Origin of the sequence: Sutcliffiella halmapala, assembly GCF_002019665.1 — a bacterium.
Taxonomy (GTDB): Bacteria; Bacillota; Bacilli; order Bacillales; family Bacillaceae_I; genus Sutcliffiella_A; species Sutcliffiella_A halmapala.
Map to the genome: position 1 here is coordinate 2,255,095 of NZ_KV917375.1, position 16,797 is coordinate 2,271,891.

Annotated in this window: 15 protein-coding genes; 8 read left to right on the forward strand and 7 right to left on the reverse strand. The window is 35.3% G+C overall.

Features of this window, described 5'->3' with window-relative positions; all coding sequences use genetic code 11:
• Positions 1-49: 49 nt before the first annotated feature.
• Both BK580_RS11060 and BK580_RS11065 read left to right on the forward strand, forming a co-directional pair.
• Positions 50-835: an STAS domain-containing protein gene (locus tag BK580_RS11060; protein WP_078380377.1), complete on the forward strand. Its 786-nt coding sequence runs from the start codon at positions 50-52 to the stop codon at positions 833-835.
• Between the two features lie 123 nt (positions 836-958).
• Positions 959-2,389: a phospholipase D family protein gene (locus BK580_RS11065; RefSeq protein ID WP_078380378.1), complete on the forward strand. Its 1,431-nt coding sequence runs from the start codon at positions 959-961 to the stop codon at positions 2,387-2,389.
• Between the two features lie 61 nt (positions 2,390-2,450).
• Here BK580_RS11065 and trhA read toward each other — a convergent pair whose 3' ends face one another.
• The 4 genes from trhA to BK580_RS11085 all read right to left on the reverse strand — a co-directional run bounded on the left by trhA (position 2,451) and on the right by BK580_RS11085 (position 6,751).
• The gene (gene trhA, locus BK580_RS11070; protein WP_078380379.1) at positions 2,451-3,098 is read right to left on the reverse strand and encodes a PAQR family membrane homeostasis protein TrhA; all 648 of its coding nucleotides are present in this window, start codon (positions 3,096-3,098) and stop codon (positions 2,451-2,453) included.
• 177 nt (positions 3,099-3,275) lie between these two features.
• Positions 3,276-4,376, reverse strand: coding sequence for an AI-2E family transporter (locus BK580_RS11075; RefSeq protein ID WP_078380380.1), 1,101 nt, complete (start codon positions 4,374-4,376; stop codon positions 3,276-3,278).
• A 167-nt stretch (positions 4,377-4,543) separates the two neighbouring features.
• Positions 4,544-6,163, reverse strand: coding sequence for an ABC-F family ATP-binding cassette domain-containing protein (locus BK580_RS11080; RefSeq protein WP_078380381.1), 1,620 nt, complete (start codon positions 6,161-6,163; stop codon positions 4,544-4,546).
• A gap of 126 nt (positions 6,164-6,289) precedes the next feature.
• Complete coding sequence (locus BK580_RS11085) at positions 6,290-6,751, reverse strand: cupredoxin domain-containing protein (RefSeq protein WP_078380382.1); 462 nt, start codon at positions 6,749-6,751, stop codon at positions 6,290-6,292.
• Positions 6,752-6,904: 153 nt separating this feature from the next.
• Between BK580_RS11085 and BK580_RS11090 the strand changes: the two genes are divergently transcribed.
• A complete protein-coding gene (locus tag BK580_RS11090; RefSeq protein WP_078380383.1) occupies positions 6,905-7,729 on the forward strand; it encodes a DUF2935 domain-containing protein in 825 nt (274 codons plus the stop codon).
• Positions 7,730-7,830: 101 nt separating this feature from the next.
• Here the strand turns inward: BK580_RS11090 and BK580_RS11095 are convergent, their stop codons facing one another.
• Together BK580_RS11095 and adh are read right to left on the reverse strand one after the other, a co-directional pair.
• On the reverse strand, positions 7,831-8,160 hold the full coding sequence (locus BK580_RS11095; protein ID WP_078380384.1) for a DUF779 domain-containing protein: 330 nt from the start codon (positions 8,158-8,160) through the stop codon (positions 7,831-7,833).
• 1 nt (position 8,161) lies between these two features.
• Positions 8,162-9,682 carry an aldehyde dehydrogenase gene (gene adh, locus BK580_RS11100; RefSeq protein ID WP_078380385.1) on the reverse strand — a complete coding sequence of 507 codons (1,521 nt, stop codon included), beginning with the start codon at positions 9,680-9,682 and terminating at the stop codon, positions 8,162-8,164.
• A 306-nt stretch (positions 9,683-9,988) separates the two neighbouring features.
• On the opposite strand from adh, the gene recQ reads away from it, so the two are divergent.
• Positions 9,989-12,127 carry a DNA helicase RecQ gene (recQ, locus tag BK580_RS11105; protein WP_078380386.1) on the forward strand — a complete coding sequence of 713 codons (2,139 nt, stop codon included), beginning with the start codon at positions 9,989-9,991 and terminating at the stop codon, positions 12,125-12,127.
• A 96-nt stretch (positions 12,128-12,223) separates the two neighbouring features.
• A complete protein-coding gene (locus BK580_RS11110; protein WP_235864034.1) occupies positions 12,224-12,490 on the forward strand; it encodes a hypothetical protein in 267 nt (88 codons plus the stop codon).
• Between the two features lie 154 nt (positions 12,491-12,644).
• Here the strand turns inward: BK580_RS11110 and BK580_RS11115 are convergent, their stop codons facing one another.
• On the reverse strand, positions 12,645-14,180 hold the full coding sequence (locus tag BK580_RS11115) for a hypothetical protein (RefSeq protein WP_078380388.1): 1,536 nt from the start codon (positions 14,178-14,180) through the stop codon (positions 12,645-12,647).
• A gap of 235 nt (positions 14,181-14,415) precedes the next feature.
• Here BK580_RS11115 and msrA point away from each other — a divergent pair, with 235 nt between their 5' ends.
• The 3 genes from msrA to BK580_RS11130 are packed head-to-tail and all read left to right on the forward strand — an operon-like array spanning position 14,416 to position 16,605.
• Positions 14,416-14,961: a peptide-methionine (S)-S-oxide reductase MsrA gene (gene msrA, locus BK580_RS11120; RefSeq protein ID WP_078380389.1), complete on the forward strand. Its 546-nt coding sequence runs from the start codon at positions 14,416-14,418 to the stop codon at positions 14,959-14,961.
• A 51-nt stretch (positions 14,962-15,012) separates the two neighbouring features.
• On the forward strand, positions 15,013-16,200 hold the full coding sequence (locus BK580_RS11125; RefSeq protein WP_078382740.1) for a DHH family phosphoesterase: 1,188 nt from the start codon (positions 15,013-15,015) through the stop codon (positions 16,198-16,200).
• Between the two features lie 21 nt (positions 16,201-16,221).
• Positions 16,222-16,605: a VOC family protein gene (locus tag BK580_RS11130; RefSeq protein WP_078380390.1), complete on the forward strand. Its 384-nt coding sequence runs from the start codon at positions 16,222-16,224 to the stop codon at positions 16,603-16,605.
• Positions 16,606-16,797 lie beyond the last annotated feature (192 nt).

The following is a 16,797-nucleotide window of genomic DNA, read 5'->3' on the forward strand; positions in this document are numbered from 1 at the left end:
GTAGCGCAAGGAACAATACTAAGACTTAGCATTGGAGATGGTCACATATATGAAGATAAATAATATAGAGATGTTTAAAGACGTTCATTTATTAAAGCTTTTAGATAGTATAGGAGAAAGCATAATTTTCGCGGACGACAAACAATATATAAGATGGATTAATAGCTCAGCAAAAGAGATTTTATCAAAGATAGGCCCTTACTTAAATATTCATACACCAGAGGAATTTATAGGAGTAAATCTTTCTAAGTTTCATGGTCCGAGACAGGATGCAATATTGGCAAAAGGTATTTTTCCACATAACGCTCAGATAAAGCTCTTCAGTCGTTTCTCTGCTAAAATTATTGTCGATCAAGTGCTTAACGAAAAGAATGAGCCAACTGGATATATATTGACATGGAAGGATGTAACGGATTTTGAAGAAGAATTACAAAATCAACAAAAAATCCTTAAAAGCCTATACACCCCTATAATAGGAACAGCGATTGATTCGGTTTTACTAGTAGCTCTAACTGGTCTTTTAACAGAAGAAAGAATGCAATACACCAAGGACTCCATATTACTAGCCTGTGCTCAAAAAAAGGCGGAGTATATAATTTTTGATTTTACTGGTATTGTCAACGATGTGGATGAGGTAATCGTATTCCATCTTGATCAAATAGCAGAAGCTTTAAAGTTAATGGGATCCGAAGCAATCTTTGTTGGGTTAAATGCCCAATTTGTACAGCAAATGATTAGAAAGGGATTAAGCATTCGAGTGAAAACCTGTCAGTCATTTAAACAAGGTGTTCAATATGTCTGGAAGAAAAAAGGGTATCAATTGGTGAAAATATAATAGTAAGCACTAAAATGTATACTTTTTAGATTAATAAGCTTGTTGTTTGGCAAGCTTATTTGTTTTGTTGAAATTACTTCTATTTATGTTATTAATAGTGGGTAGGTTCGAAGGAGGATTAGTATGATCAGCTTATTAAAGAAAAATAAATTAACAAGTTTTATTGTATTTATTAGCGCACTCATTATTTGTACAAGCATTTATCATAGTTATAAACCTTTGCCGAAAAATGTTTCTTTTGAAGGAGAAGAGCACTTCGTATCAGATGTGAGTTTTTTGTATGATTTAACGTATCAAAAAGAGAATGAAACTATTACTGAGCATGTAATATTTGATAGGATTAATAAAATAATTGAAGAAGCAAATGAGTTTATTGTATTAGATATGTTTTTGTTTAATGGCTATAACGATGGAGAAAAAGACTTTCCTCCATTGAGTGATAACCTAATGAATGCTTTAGTAGAAAAGAAAAAAAGTAATCCGGAAATTGACATTGTATTTATAACTGACATGATAAACACAACTTATGGTTCCCATGAAGCAAAAAATTTAAAAAAACTAATAGAGAGTGATATTCAGGTTATAGAGACAAATGTAAATGTTCTTCGAGATTCTAATCCATTATACTCGGGGTTATGGAGAGTCTTTTTTCAGTGGTTTGGACAAGAAGGGGCTGGCTGGGTGAAAAATCCATTGTCTGAAAATGCACCTAACACCACAGTTCGTTCTTACTTAAAGTTATTAAATGTGAAGGCGAACCATCGAAAGGTTGTTGTTACAGATCAAACAGCTATTATAACCTCTGCTAATCCACATGATGCCAGTGGTTTTCATTCCAATATCGCTTTTGAAGTAACAGGAGGAATTATCCAAGATATTCTTGTAACTGAGCAAGCAGTATTAGATTTTTCAGGGGGAGGTAAGCTCCCTACTAACCATACGAGTAAGCAAAATGAAGGAGAAATAATGGTTCAACTTTTAACGGAAGGAAAAATTCTAAAGCATGTACTGGCTGAAATCCAAGAAGCGGAAGTAGAAGATGAAATATGGATGGCAATGTTCTATTTAGCTGAACGCAGTGTTATTGAAGAATTAATTACTGCTGCTAAAAGAGGTGTCTCCATTCAGCTAATTCTTGACCCAAATGAACATGCATTTGGCCAACAAAAGATCGGATTGCCTAATCGTCCAGTAGCAGCGGAATTAATCGAAGAAGGAATTGGAAATATTGAAATAAAGTGGTTTAATACAAAAGGTGAACAATATCATCCAAAAATGATTTATGTCAAAAAAGAGAATGAATCCACAATAATAGGTGGTTCAGCAAACTTTACGAAGAGAAACTTATACGACTTGAATTTAGAAACAAACCTTAAAATAAAAGCGAAAAACCAGGAAGAAATCATAAAAGAAGTAGAGGAGTACTTTCAGCGACAATGGTTAAATGAAGAGGCAAACTATACACTACCTTTAGAATCATATCAGGATGATACAACCACCATAAAAAAAATAATGTATCGTATCCAAAAGCTTTTGAGGTTTACTACCTATTAGTCAGGTTTAGTTATTGTAAAACGAAAGGTGACAAAACTAGTTGTTTTGCCACCTTTTCAAATTAACTTACAGGCAGTACATATAACATAATGAAAAAGAAGTGAAGAACTGTTCCAGCTAAGACAAATACATGCCATACTGCATGATGATAGGGGAATGCTCTCCAAATATAGAAGATAGCGCCAAGGCTATAAACGACTCCACCCATCACTAAAAATACAATGCCACTCGTTCCGACTTTAGCTGTAATTTCACTCCACCCAAAAACAGCTAACCATCCCATTAACACATAAAGAATAGTAGAAGCAAAAATAAATCTCCGAACAAAAAAGACCTTAAATACGGTACCAGCAATGGCTAATGCCCATACAATCCCAAATAACGTCCAGCCAAGAGCTCCATCCATTATGACTAATGTAATTGGTGTATAGCTTCCTGCTATAAAGAAATAAATTGATGAATGGTCTAAGATCTCGAAAACATTTTTTGCTTTCCCTTTTGGTAATGCATGTAAAAATGTTGAGGCTGTATAAAGCATTAACATCGTTACGCCATAGACAATAAAGGTTACAAGATGCAACTGAGTTCCGTTAATGGCTGAGAAGATAATAAGGAGAACTAACGCAGCAACACTTAATAAGATACCAATACCATGTGTAATGGAATTGGCAATTTCTTCGCCTTTTGAAAAAGTATGTGTTTGTGCCATCCAAATCCCCGCACTTTCATAATTTAATGAGCTAAAAACATAATACCATCATAACAAGTTTTCTTACAAAGTTCCAATGGGAAGAAAAGCGGAAGCGGATTTTCCTAGTCTCGCAATGCTACTTAGCCAATAAGAAAAAAGCATGAGAGTGGGGGAGACCACTCCATGCTTCTTCACTTACAACAAAGACTCTTCCGTTTCTTTAACTTTTCGTAGCTTAATAAATCGAATTGTATGCAAAACAATTACTTTTGAAATCGCGTAAGTCGGTACAGCAAGTAAAAGACCTACTAATCCTGCAAATTTACTTGCTACTAGTAATAAGAAAATAATCGTTAGAGGATGTACATCTAGTTTTTTCCCCATAACCTGTGGAGATATTAAATTACTTTCAACTTGCTGAACGATAATAACTACTAATAAAACCCATACAGCCATTATCGGTTCATCAAAGAAAGCAACGATAACACTCGGAACGGTTCCAATAAAAGGGCCAATAAATGGAATTACATTAGTGAACATCGCAATTAATGCAAGTACTAATGAATATTCCAATCCAATGATTAAAAAGCCAATATAGATTAGGACACCCACACAAACACTAACGATTATTTGTCCTTGGATATATGAACTAAGGGCAATATCCATATCCTTTAATACATGACGTCCTTCTTTCTCATGCTGTCGAGGAATAAACTTTATGACTTGTTCAGGTAATCTGTCCCCATCCTTTAACATGTAGAAAAGGACAAATGGGATAATAACGAGCAAAATCACAAATCCGGTAATGGCACCGATAATATTGATGACATTTGAGCCAAATGCGGTTAAATAAGCATTTAAATTATCAGCTATTTTTCCAGAAATCTCTTCTAAAGAAAAACGCTCATCCTGCTGAAATCTTGCTACATATTCATTTTCCTGCAATTCAACAGTAAATTCTCTAATTTCATTAATAATTTTCGGTGTATTTTCTACTAAGCTATTTACCTGATGTTGCAAAGTAGGTCCGATTAGAAATAATAAGAGGGTAATAATACCAATAAACATTAAATAAATACTTAAGATAGCTAAACCTCTAGGAATATAACGTGCTGCAAGGTTTACAAGAGGACGGAGCAAGTAATACATCACACCAGCAAGAATAATCGGTGCAAATAGTGTTTTAATCATAATAGTGATTGGTGTGAAAATAAAATTAACTAATGATAACAAATAAATAACTAAGAGAATTACAATTAATCCGTAGCCAATACGAAACCACTTAGATTGTGGCATGCTTACACCTCATTCTTCTTAACAAATTAAATAGAAAACATAAAATTACTATACCCTAAAAGTGTAATAAAGTAACGAAAAATGGAATCTATGTTACTTATACGGACGAGTGGTCAGTAAGGTTTCATAATGAAGAAAAAAAGCCTTCGGAAAGAAGGCTTTCTCCATTATGCGTATAGTTCAGCTAATTGCTGTTGAACAGTTGGATCCTCTAGGTACTCATCATAAGCCATTTGCTTGTCTACGAAACCATTTGGAGTAATCTCAATCATTCTATTTGCAATCGTTTGAATAAACTGGTGGTCATGTGAAGTGAAAATCATTGACCCTTTAAAGCTGATTAACCCATTATTTAATGCTGTAATGGATTCTAAGTCTAAATGGTTTGTGGGATCATCTAATATTAACACGTTAGAACCACTTAACATCATTTTCGAAAGCATGCAACGAACTTTTTCTCCTCCAGAAAGGACACTAGCTTTCTTTAATACTTCTTCACCAGAGAATAGCATTCTTCCTAGGAAACCACGTAAGAAGCTTTCTGTTTGGTCATTAGGGGAGAACTGACGTAACCAGTCTACTAAGTTAGAGTCAACTCCTTCAAAGTAAGTGGAGTTATCTCGAGGGAAGTATGCCTGAGAAGTCGTGATCCCCCATCTGTATGTTCCACTATCAGGTTCCATTTCACCGGTTAAGATTTTCATTAGCGTTGTATTAGCAATTTCATTTGCGCCAACCAAAGCTATTTTATCGTCTTTGTTCATAATAAAGCTGACATTATTTAAAACTGTAACACCATCAATTGTCTTTGTTAGCCCTTCAACACGAAGTAAATCATTTCCGATTTCACGTTCTGGTGTGAAGTTAACATATGGGTATTTTCTAGAAGATGGTTTAATATCATCAATAGAAATTTTATCTAACAATTTCTTACGAGAAGTAGCCTGTTTTGATTTAGATGCATTGGCACTAAACCTTGCAATAAAGGCTTGTAAATCCTTGATTTTTTCTTCTTTTTTACGATTCGCATCTGATGCTAATCTAGAAGCAAGTTGACTAGACTCATACCAGAAGTCGTAGTTACCAACATAAATTTGGATTTTACTATAATCTAAGTCGGCAATATGTGTACAAACTTTATTTAAGAAGTGACGGTCATGGGATACAACTATAACGGTATTTTCAAAATTAATAAGGAATTCTTCTAGCCACTGAATAGCTTTTAAGTCCAAATGGTTCGTAGGCTCATCAAGTAATAGAACATCTGGTTTACCAAATAGTGCTTGAGCTAGTAAGACTTTAACTTTTTCTCCACCAGTTAGTTCAGACATTTTTTTATCATGAAGATCTACAGAAATCCCAAGACCTTTTAATAAAATTGCAGCTTCTGACTCTGCTTCCCAACCATTAAGTTCTGCGAATTCACCTTCTAATTCAGCAGCACGCATACCATCTTCATCCGAAAAATCTTCTTTCATATAGATGGCATCTTTTTCTTGCATTACTTGATAAAGGCGAGTATGACCCATAATTACAACCTTCATTACTTCATGCTCTTCATACTCAAAGTGGTTTTGCTTCAATATTGCCATACGTTCGCCTGGATTCATGTGTATGTCACCAGTTTGAGCTTCCACTTCACCAGATAGTATTTTTAGAAAAGTAGATTTACCAGCACCATTAGCTCCAATCAGACCATAACAGTTGCCAGGAATGAATTTTATATTAACATCTTCAAATAATTTTCGATCTCCAAAACGTAAACTTATATTTGTAACTGTTAGCATGTATGCATTTCCTCCAAAATTAATGTCGTTGAAATTATACCATTAATCTGAGGGCTTGCAAAAGGTTCATTTAAGAAGTTGCTTAAAATTGTTCAAAATAAAAAGCTAGGAACGAACCTAGCTCTCTTAATAAACATAAATATAAGCAATCATTGGTGGGGTTTTGTGATGACTGTGACTAGCATGATCGGAATGGGTGGTGCAGATTATTTGGTAGACACCAGGTTTATCAAAACGAGTATTAATTATCGTTTCTTCCCCTTTTTTAATTACGCCAGATATATCTGTTCCTTCAATGGTATAAGGATGTTCACTCCCATTTACTCCAATAATACTTATGGTAATATCCTTTCCTTTTGGTACCGTAATAGTACCTGGATCGAAACGGTATGCCTCAATTTCTGTCCCATCCGCTAAAGTAGTTTTAAATTCTGACGTTATCATATGATAAGTAAGTTTGTTTTCCTGTGTTGGTTTTCCTGTGGTTGGAATAATTCCAACATTTACAATGTACCAACCTCCTAAAGCAACGATAAAGCATAACATTACCGTTACAATCCAGCTTTTTTTCACAATAAAAAATCTCATTGAACAATCAGCTCCCCTTCATAGGCATGTCTATCTATTAATTTGTATGCGAAAAGAAGAGGAGGGTTGTCTGATTTATAAAAAAAACATCATATAATTTGGATGTTTTCTAGACAAATAGAAATAAATTACAAGCACTGGAATATATTTGGAATGAGTAGAAGGGGGGACGAAAATTTGAGCTATATCGAGGATGCTAGGTTTGAACAGCTTTTTTGGATGCAGGTTTTTGGAGATCATGCGCGCTTTTTTATAGATACATTAGCAGCTAAAGAAGAAGAAGACGTGAAAAAGGCTTTATACTTTAAGAAGGAATATGATAAGTGGTATGAAGCAAGTAAGCGGCTGACAGAAAGTAATGTCCAAGAACAACTGAAAGAAACGAAAAACCTCACCGATCAATTACGCGCTTTTAAACTTTCAATTATACGCAGACAATTAGAAGGGAAAATTAGTATCAATCTCCCACCGACCTTTATCAATCATATGGTAAATGAATTAGAAGAATATTTAAATGTCCACCAATATTTAGAAAAAGGCGAAAGTCCACCGATATTCCATGAGCTCCATCACCATCTAGTTTGGTTGTTAGATGCAGCAGGGCATGCACAAGGGATAAACGATAGTTTGGACATGGTTGAGCATAAAATAAAAATGAAATCCTTTGATTTTGTAAATGACTTCAAAGAGTTTTATGTCAAAGCAGTAGAGCTTGCGGGTTACTTACGAGCAAATGTGGAATCATTTCCTGCGTTAAATAGGATGAATAAAGAAGTGAAGTTAGAAATAGAACTTTTTATGGTTTTTTTAGATGAAATCAAAGAATTACAACTTACAGATCAATTATTAGGTACCTTCTCGGTCATTATGGCAGATCATATGGCAAGAGAAGAATGTTATTATTTAATGAAATTAGCACAATCTACGGCAACACATAAACCTGACTGCGATCCAACTCAACCTAGGATAGAGGGGTAAGAAGGTTCCCCAACCGATCAATTATTGGGCTACCTTGAAAATATAAGGTGCCCCCTTAAAACAAAAAAGGCAACCCACAATATAAGAGGGTTGCCTTCTTTTTATGTTGGAAACACTTTAGAACGAGTGAGAAATCTTACACCCTCAGGTCCTTCTAATGAAAACATTCCGCCTCTGCCCTGTACGACATCTATGATAAGCTGTGTATGCTTCCAGTACTCATATTGCTTTTTATTCATATAAAAAGGAGTACCACCGATTTCTCCTAAACATACATCAGAATCTCCAATTAAAAATTCATCTCGTGGATAGCACATTGGTGAACTACCGTCACAACATCCTCCAGACTGATGAAAGAGGAGGGGGCCGTGTTTAGAGACAAGTTTTTTAATGAGTTTAAGAGCTGACTCGGTTGCTAGTACTTTCTTCATTTTAAAAGAATCCTAATTTTTGAGGGCTATAACTTACTAGCATGTTTTTCGTTTGTTGATAATGAGACAACATCATCTTATGATTTTCGCGTCCAATTCCACTCATTTTATAGCCACCAAATGCTGCATTAGCAGGGTAGGCGTGGTAACAGTTAGTCCATACTCGTCCTGCCTCAATTTGACGTCCAAAGCGGTATGCTGTATTCACATCACGCGTCCAAACACCAGCGCCTAAACCATACAAGGAATTGTTGGCAATTTCTAACGCCTCTTCCGGAGTCTTAAAAGTCGTAACCGATACGACTGGGCCAAAGATTTCTTCTTGGAAAATTCGCATTTTATTATTGCCTTTGAAGACTGTTGGTTTTACATAATAACCATTCGCAAGATCTCCTGCAAGCATATTACGCTCTCCGCCAGCTAAAAGCTCTGCACCTTCTTCTTTCCCAATTTCTAAATAAGAAAGAATTTTCTCTAACTGCTCAGACGATGCTTGTGCACCAATCATTGTACTTGTATCAAGTGGGTTTCCTTGTTTAATCTGGGCAACGCGCTCTAATGCTCTTTCCATAAATTTATCATAAATAGACTCATGAATTAATGCGCGAGAAGGGCATGTACATACTTCTCCTTGATTAAGGGCAAACATAACAAACCCTTCAATTGCCTTATCGAAGAAATCATCATCGTGTGCAAGAACATCTTCAAAGAAAATGTTTGGAGATTTACCACCCAGTTCAAGTGTAACAGGGATAATATTTTGAGAAGCATATTGCATAATTAGACGGCCGGTAGTAGTCTCGCCAGTGAATGCAATTTTAGCAATTCGATCACTTGAAGCAAGGGGTTTACCTGCTTCTACGCCAAACCCATTAACAATATTTAAAACACCAGGTGGAAGCAAGTCGGCGATTAATTCCATTAAGACCATAATGGATGCAGGAGTTTGCTCCGCAGGTTTCAACACAACGCAATTTCCAGCTGCAAGGGCAGGAGCAAGCTTCCATGTCGCCATTAATAACGGGAAGTTCCAAGGAATAATTTGGCCAACGACACCAAGTGGCTCATGGAAATGATAGGCGATAGTGTCATTGTCAATTTCTCCTAATGAGCCTTCTTGTGCACGAATACACCCAGCAAAATAACGGAAATGATCAATGGCGAGTGGAAGATCAGCAGCCAATGTTTCTCGAACAGGTTTTCCGTTCTCCCAAGTTTCTGCCACTGCAAGCATTTCCAAATTTTCTTCCATTCTATCGGCAATTTTGTTTAATAGATTTGCTCTTTCAGCAACGGAAGTTTGCCCCCAAGCTACTCTTGCTTTATGTGCAGCATCAAGTGCTAATTCAATATCTTCAGAAGTAGATCTTGCAACTTCACAAAAAACTTGTCCAGTAATAGGAGTAACATTTTCAAAGTATTCTCCCTTTACAGGAGCAACCCATTCTCCACCAATGAAATTCTCATAACGACTCTTAAACGTAACTTTCGAATCTTTTTCACCTGGATTTGCGTAAATCATGGAAAACTCCCCCTAAAAATAACTAATAAGTATCGACTACCCACGTTATGTAAGCGTATACAATTTAATTTTAAAAAATATAGCAATCAGTAAGGTAGTAAACTTATTGTAAGGTAAATTTTAAACATTCTGAAATTAAAAAGCAAGTAAAAAGGGTTAATCGAAGGTGATAATAGGAGACTAGTTGAAGTTCCGTGTTAATTCAGGTAAAATGAGGGCGTACTAGCCACTTTTCTTCCTCGCGTCCTTTATCTACTAAAACAGAATTCTCCTTATTTTGAAAAAAATCCAAGAACGAGGTGTAACATGTACGAACAAGGCGTCCATTTATTACAACAATACTTTGGTTATCAAGATTTTAGACCTGGACAGAAAAAGATTATTTCTAGTATTCTAGCAAGACAAAATACTCTTGGGGTCATGCCTACTGGTGGAGGTAAATCGATTTGTTATCAAATACCTGCTCTTCTTATGGATGGTGTGAGCATTGTCATTTCACCCCTTATTTCCCTCATGAAAGATCAGGTAGATACACTACATAGCATGGGAATTAAGGCAACTTTTATAAATAGTTCACTTTCCCATAAGGAAGTCCAGGATCGCTTGAACAAAATAGAACAAGGTGAAATAAAGCTTGTTTACTTAGCTCCGGAGCGATTAGAATCTTATGACTTTATGAACCTTTTACAACACATCGATGTATCACTAATTGCGATTGACGAAGCGCATTGTATGTCACAATGGGGCCATGATTTTCGTCCGAGTTATCGAGAAGTCGGGTCTTTTATAAGAAAGATAGCAGGGAATCCTATTATCACAGCATTTACGGCAACTGCAACGGCAGAAGTCATTGAAGACATAAGAAGTATGTTGAATATTTCGGAGAGTAATACTCATGTCACCGGATTTGCAAGAGAGAACTTAACGTTTTCTGTACTAAGAGGCACGAACAAGGAGTCGTTTTTGTTACAATTTCTAAAGGCGAATAAAGAGGAATCTGGAATTATATATGCTTCCACTAGAAAAGAGGTAGATCAAATTCATGCTACCTTAACAAAAAAACACTACAAGGTCGGAAAGTATCATGCGGGTTTAGCAGAAGAGGAAAGAAAGCACTATCAGGAAGAATTTTTATTTGATCATCTAAAACTTATGGTAGCGACTAACGCGTTTGGGATGGGTATAGATAAATCGAATGTGAGATTTGTTATTCATTACAATATGCCAAAAAACGTTGAGTCCTATTATCAAGAGGCGGGAAGAGCTGGACGAGATGGAGAACAGAGTGAATGTATTCTATTATTTAATGCAAGAGATGTGCAAGTTCAAAAGTTTTTAATCGAGGAAAGTGTTCGCTCTCCCCAACGAAAAATGCAAGAATATCAAAAATTGCAAGCGATGATGGATTATTGTTATACACAACGCTGTTTGCAATCTTATATTGTGCATTATTTTGGGGAAGAAACAGAAATCAATTGTGGGAAATGTAGCAATTGCTCGCAAGATTTTGTTGAACGCGACATTACATTGGAGGCGCAAAAAATATTCTCTTGTATTCATAGAATGAACGAACGCTTTGGTGCAACTCTTGTAGCGAAGGTTTTAAAAGGCTCAAAGGATAAGAGAATACAGCAATTTCGATTTGATAAGTTACCTACTTACGGAATTATGAACACATATACAGAAAAGGATCTAGTAGACCTCATCAATAATCTTATTGCAGAAGGGTATCTTACACTTACAGAAGGGCAATACCCGATTGTTAAGATTGGAGCCCGTGCTGTACCTGTATTAAAAGGGCAAGAAAAGGTTCTCTTTAAACTGAAAAAAGAAGTAGAAGCTATCGTGGAAGATAATAATTTATTTGAAGTTCTAAGAGAGTTAAGAAGAGGAGTTGCATCAGAAGAAGCAGTACCACCTTATGTGATTTTTCCAGATAGTACTTTACGAGAAATGAGTAAACACTTCCCAATTGAAGAAGAAACGATGCTTGAAATTAAAGGTGTAGGGGTACATAAGTTTGAAAAATATGGTAAGGTCTTTTTAGAAGCAATAGTGAAGTACGTTGAGCAGAATAATGTAGAAATAAAGCCAGTTTTACAAGATACAACGGTTCGTGAAAAAAGAAGTTTGAAAGGTAATACAGGCGAACCTAGCCATCTTCAAACGTTGAAGCTATATAATGAAGGACTTACTACTAAAGAGATTGCAAAAGAACGAGAAATGAGTCTCATCACAGTTCAAAATCATCTATTTAAGTGTGCCGAAGAGGATGCAACGATGATTAATTTAGATGATTTTATTCCTAAAGAATATGAAAAGGAAATTATTCAAGCGGTGGAAGAGGTAGGAAATGAAAAGCTGAAGCCTATTAAAGAAGCATTACCTGAGAATGTGGACTATATGGCAATAAAGGCAGTAATGATAAAGCATGGTTTAAAATAGTCATGAGAGATTTATAAGATCAACGATGTTTTATCTTCCGACTAGAAGGGTATTTATAAAAGAATAATTATAAAACTTATTCAATAGGAGGATACCATGATGAATGTTCGTCCACTTAAATCATATTTATTAGTAGGTGCTGGTCTTACAAGCGTAGGCTTACTAGCATATAAGCCTAATAGAAATAAACTTCTAACCTTAACGAAAAAAATCAAAAATAAAATGATTCCATTGAAATACAGAAATACAAATTTACCATTAGAAAAAGCAGGTAATCCAGATCCTCAAGATATAGAAGATAACAATATGGTAAGTGAAGGTGCTATGTATTCTGTGAAATATTATAATAAGAAGATGCAGTAGAATAAAAGTATATATAAGAAAGAGGCTGTCCAGAAAAATCGTAAATTGACTTTCTGGCAACCTGGTTTTTTAAATAAATAGTAGGAGGGAAAAACGAATCGTTTTTCCCTCCTACTTCCATTTATAAGATTATTGAAGAAAGTGTTATAAAAACTTACATTCCAAAAATTGAGTATGCGACTCCTAATACACCAATAAACGCAAGTACATACACGGGCTTGATTGGCATTTCACCATTGTTTTCCATCGCTTTTCCGAACATAAAGAAAACTAATGGATGGACTAAAAATGGCATGGAAAAGATAAATGGAATTAATAAAGCTGCCTCACTGCCAAACATTTCACCCTGAATAGCTGCAAATAGACCGAAATGTGATATTGCAGATGATTGGGCCATAGCACTATACTCAAGGGACATTGTGCTTAAACTTAATAATGCTAAACCTCCAAATACTGCACACATTTGCCAACCAAAAGAGAATTGCATCAAAGCCTTTACTTCTTTTTTATCTTCTCCATTAGCTTTTCTTAAGTTAATTAAAGAAAGTACAGTTAATAGAACTCCGGCTCCTACAATAAGAAGAGATGGCCATACCCATAAACTCCCACGTTCAGCGCTAATAGCCAAAACAGAAAAGACAAAAATATGTCCGAAGAAAGGGATATTAATCATAATAGGAGCTCTCTTTGCAGCTGTAGAACCAAAGTCACCTGCTGTACAAGCACCAGTTAAGCCAGAATGAGATAAGGATCCTGCCATACCTGGCGCAAGATTCCTTGCATTGGCATTTTTAGCGAAGAACATTATTAGTGCTATACCGCCAAACATCCAAAATAATTGACCAAAAAAACCATAAGCTAAAACAGCGTTCATTCCAGTAATAGAAAAAGCATCTCCTATTCTTGAACCACCTATCATAAAATTTGCCGCTAATACAATTGGAATTCCGGCAAAAAGCAGGGCACGAATAGTAGGACCAAAAGTCCAGTTATAAAGAATAGCTCCAAGTCCTGCAGCAATCATCATTGCAAAAAATATTTGAGGTAGAGCTATTATAGGTTGAACAAGTTGCGCAATATGGTAAGAAAATACTAATACCAATGTAATTACAACCATTTCTATTAGTCCCTTACGAATATATTGGTGCTTGTTTTTAATTTGCGCTCGATTATCAATAAATAGAATTGCACCAACAATACCAACATAAGCAACAAGTGGATAATAACTACTAAAAACACTGTTATTATCTGACAACAGAAAACGAAATAATCCTTCAAGACCAAGCAATAAAAAGAATGCACGAACGATAAAAATGAACTGACTTCTACTTGTGCCTAGTATCGTTTCATCATCGGAAGGAACGATGATATCTTCGCTTTCTAAATCCTTGTTCCCAAGAATCTTTCTTAATTCCTGTCCACCAACAAAAAAGGAGACAGTTAAAGCAATAATTGTAGTTCTAGCCATTAAATCGACAAATGGAAACTCTACTAACCCAGGTGAAGAAACTCCAGTAGAGACTAATAGATACCCGAAAGATAAACCGAATATAACAATTATCAAGATTGGTGAAAACCTTGTCCCAGCTACTACGGTTCTAGATATTAAAACCATTGGAATGACAAAGAAAAGTAGTAACCAAAATTGGTTTAACAATTGCAAGTGTGTAATTTGTTCTAGTATTTCCATTATAATACTCCATTCGTTCAATTATTTTACCAAAAGATATCGTACAATACTCTAATGTGTTAGTAAACGTGTGTAAACGTAATCATTGAAATGTTTAATAATTAAGTTTATTTTTATATACTGTAATGTTATTATGTAAACTAAAATCATTACTACGCAAACTAATTGTAACAATTCTATTATTAGTGTAAAATTCCATCAAATACATATTCAGTTTTAGGAGAGGTGCGCTTTCATGTCTACAAAGAAAACAGAACGAGCTACTTTTGCAGGTGGGTGTTTTTGGTGCATGGTTAAACCGTTTGATGAAATGCCAGGTATTGAAAAAGTTGTTTCAGGATATACGGGAGGTAATATCACAAACCCTACTTATGAAATTATAAAAAAGGGTGATTCTGGACATTATGAAGCCGTGCAAATAGTATTTAATCCAGATGTATTTCCATATGAAAAATTATTAGAGCTATATTGGCCACAAATTGATCCTACCGATGATGGTGGACAATTCTTTGACAGAGGTACGCAATATAGAACAGCTATATTTTACCATAATGAGAACCAAAAAGAATTAGCGGAAAAATCTAAGGAGGAAGTTGTGTCAAGCGGTCGTTTTCAAAAGCCGATTGTCACAGAAATAAAACCAGCAGTAGATTTTTATCAAGCTGAAGATTACCATCAAGCCTTCTATAAAAAGAATCCTGAGAAATATAAACAAGAAAGAGTGGATTCAGGAAGAGATGCTCATATAAAAGAGCATTGGGGTGCAGAATATACTAAATAGAGAGGTCGATATCGTCGGCCTCTATTTCGTTGGGAAGAAAGGATGAAGGATTTGATTCATTTATTTACACATAATGATTTAGACGGCGTAGGCTGTGGTATTTTGGCCAAGCTGGCATTTAAGAATAAGGTGGATGTTAACTATAACTCGGTCGGGAGTTTAAATTACCAGGTTGCAGACCATTTAGAACATGCTAAAGTTCAAGATCAAATTTACATAACAGATTTATCAGTCCATGAAGAAAATGCCAAGAAACTAGATAGTCTCCATAAACAAGGTGGTAAAATCCAGTTTATTGACCATCACAAAACAGCTTTGCATTTAAATGGTTTTCCATGGGCAAAAGTAAAGGTGGAGTATGAAGATGGAAGATTAACAAGCGCAACATCTCTTTATTATGAATATTTAGTAGATAATCATTTCATCGAAGAAAATGATGCAATTCATGAATTTGTTGAATTAATTCGCCAGTATGATACTTGGGAATGGGATAAAAATCAAAATTTTAAAGCCAAAAGATTAAATGATTTATTGTATATGATGTCTATCGAAGAATTTGAAACCAGAATGCTCACTAAATTATCAACCACTGGAGATTTTTCATTTGATGATTTAGAAGATCAGTTATTAAATATGGAAGAAAAGAAGATGGTAAAGTATCTTCGTCGAAAAAAGCGAGAAATTATTCAAAAGCAAGTCGGCAAGTATTGGGCAGGAATTGTTTTTGCAGAATCATATTTGTCTGAACTTGGAAATGAATTAGGAAAAGAGAATCCACATCTTGATTATATTGCGATGATTAATATGGGAAATAGACGAATTAGTCTACGGACAATCCACAATAATGTCGACGTATCGGAGGTTGCTGGTAAATTTGAGGGTGGCGGACATGCAAAGGCCTCTGGGTGTAATTTAACACAAGAAGCTTACAAGTTATTTGTCGCGGAATCTTTCCCATTAGAGCCATTAAGAGAAGATGCGTCTAATAATGTTTTCAATATAAAAGAATCTCCAAATGGTGTGCTTTACGATTCCAAAAGCCTTGGGGTATTTTTCCTTGTTCCAACAGATAGTGGGAAGTGGCAAATTGAGAACAATGAAAAAATGAAAGATAAGCTTTTTTCATCCTTTACAGAAGTAGAAAAATACATAAAACGAACCCACGCCGCTTGGCTTGTTAAGGATGAGGAATATGTTTCTTTTTTAGCAGAAAACTTCCGAAAATTACGGACTAAATAAGCTTGAAGGGAGAGGGGTATAATGGCAGTCAAAAAACTTGAACATGTGGGGATTATGGTAAAGGATATAAAGAAGTCTATTACCTTTTATACAGAAATATTAGGTTTGTCATTAAAAGGAGAATTAGCTCATCCAAACGGAACGATAAAATTAGCTTTTTTAGGATTTCAACTGGAGGGCGAAACGGAAATCGAGTTAATCGAGGGCTATAATGATAACTTGCCGGCTGAAGGAAAGGTTCATCATCTTGCTTTAACCGTTGATGATGTAGTAGAAGAATATAAACGTCTTCAATTATTGGGAGTAACCTTTATCGAAAAAGAAATTACTACTCTCCCAAATGGTGCCAAATACATTTTCTTTACTGGTCCGGATGGAGAATGGATTGAGCTTTTCGAAAAATAATTAGGAGTAATTTAAGTGTTTATAAGTCTTTGTGGTGCTCTAAGTTTTCTTTTTTAAAGAGCCTCTAATCATATATGCATAAGTAAATCCTAAGCAAACAACACCAACTAGAGTGCATGTATACTTGACGATGTTCAGCCAATCCATGAAACCACCTCATTTAAAAGTTAGAGGTATTTTTCCTAATTACGA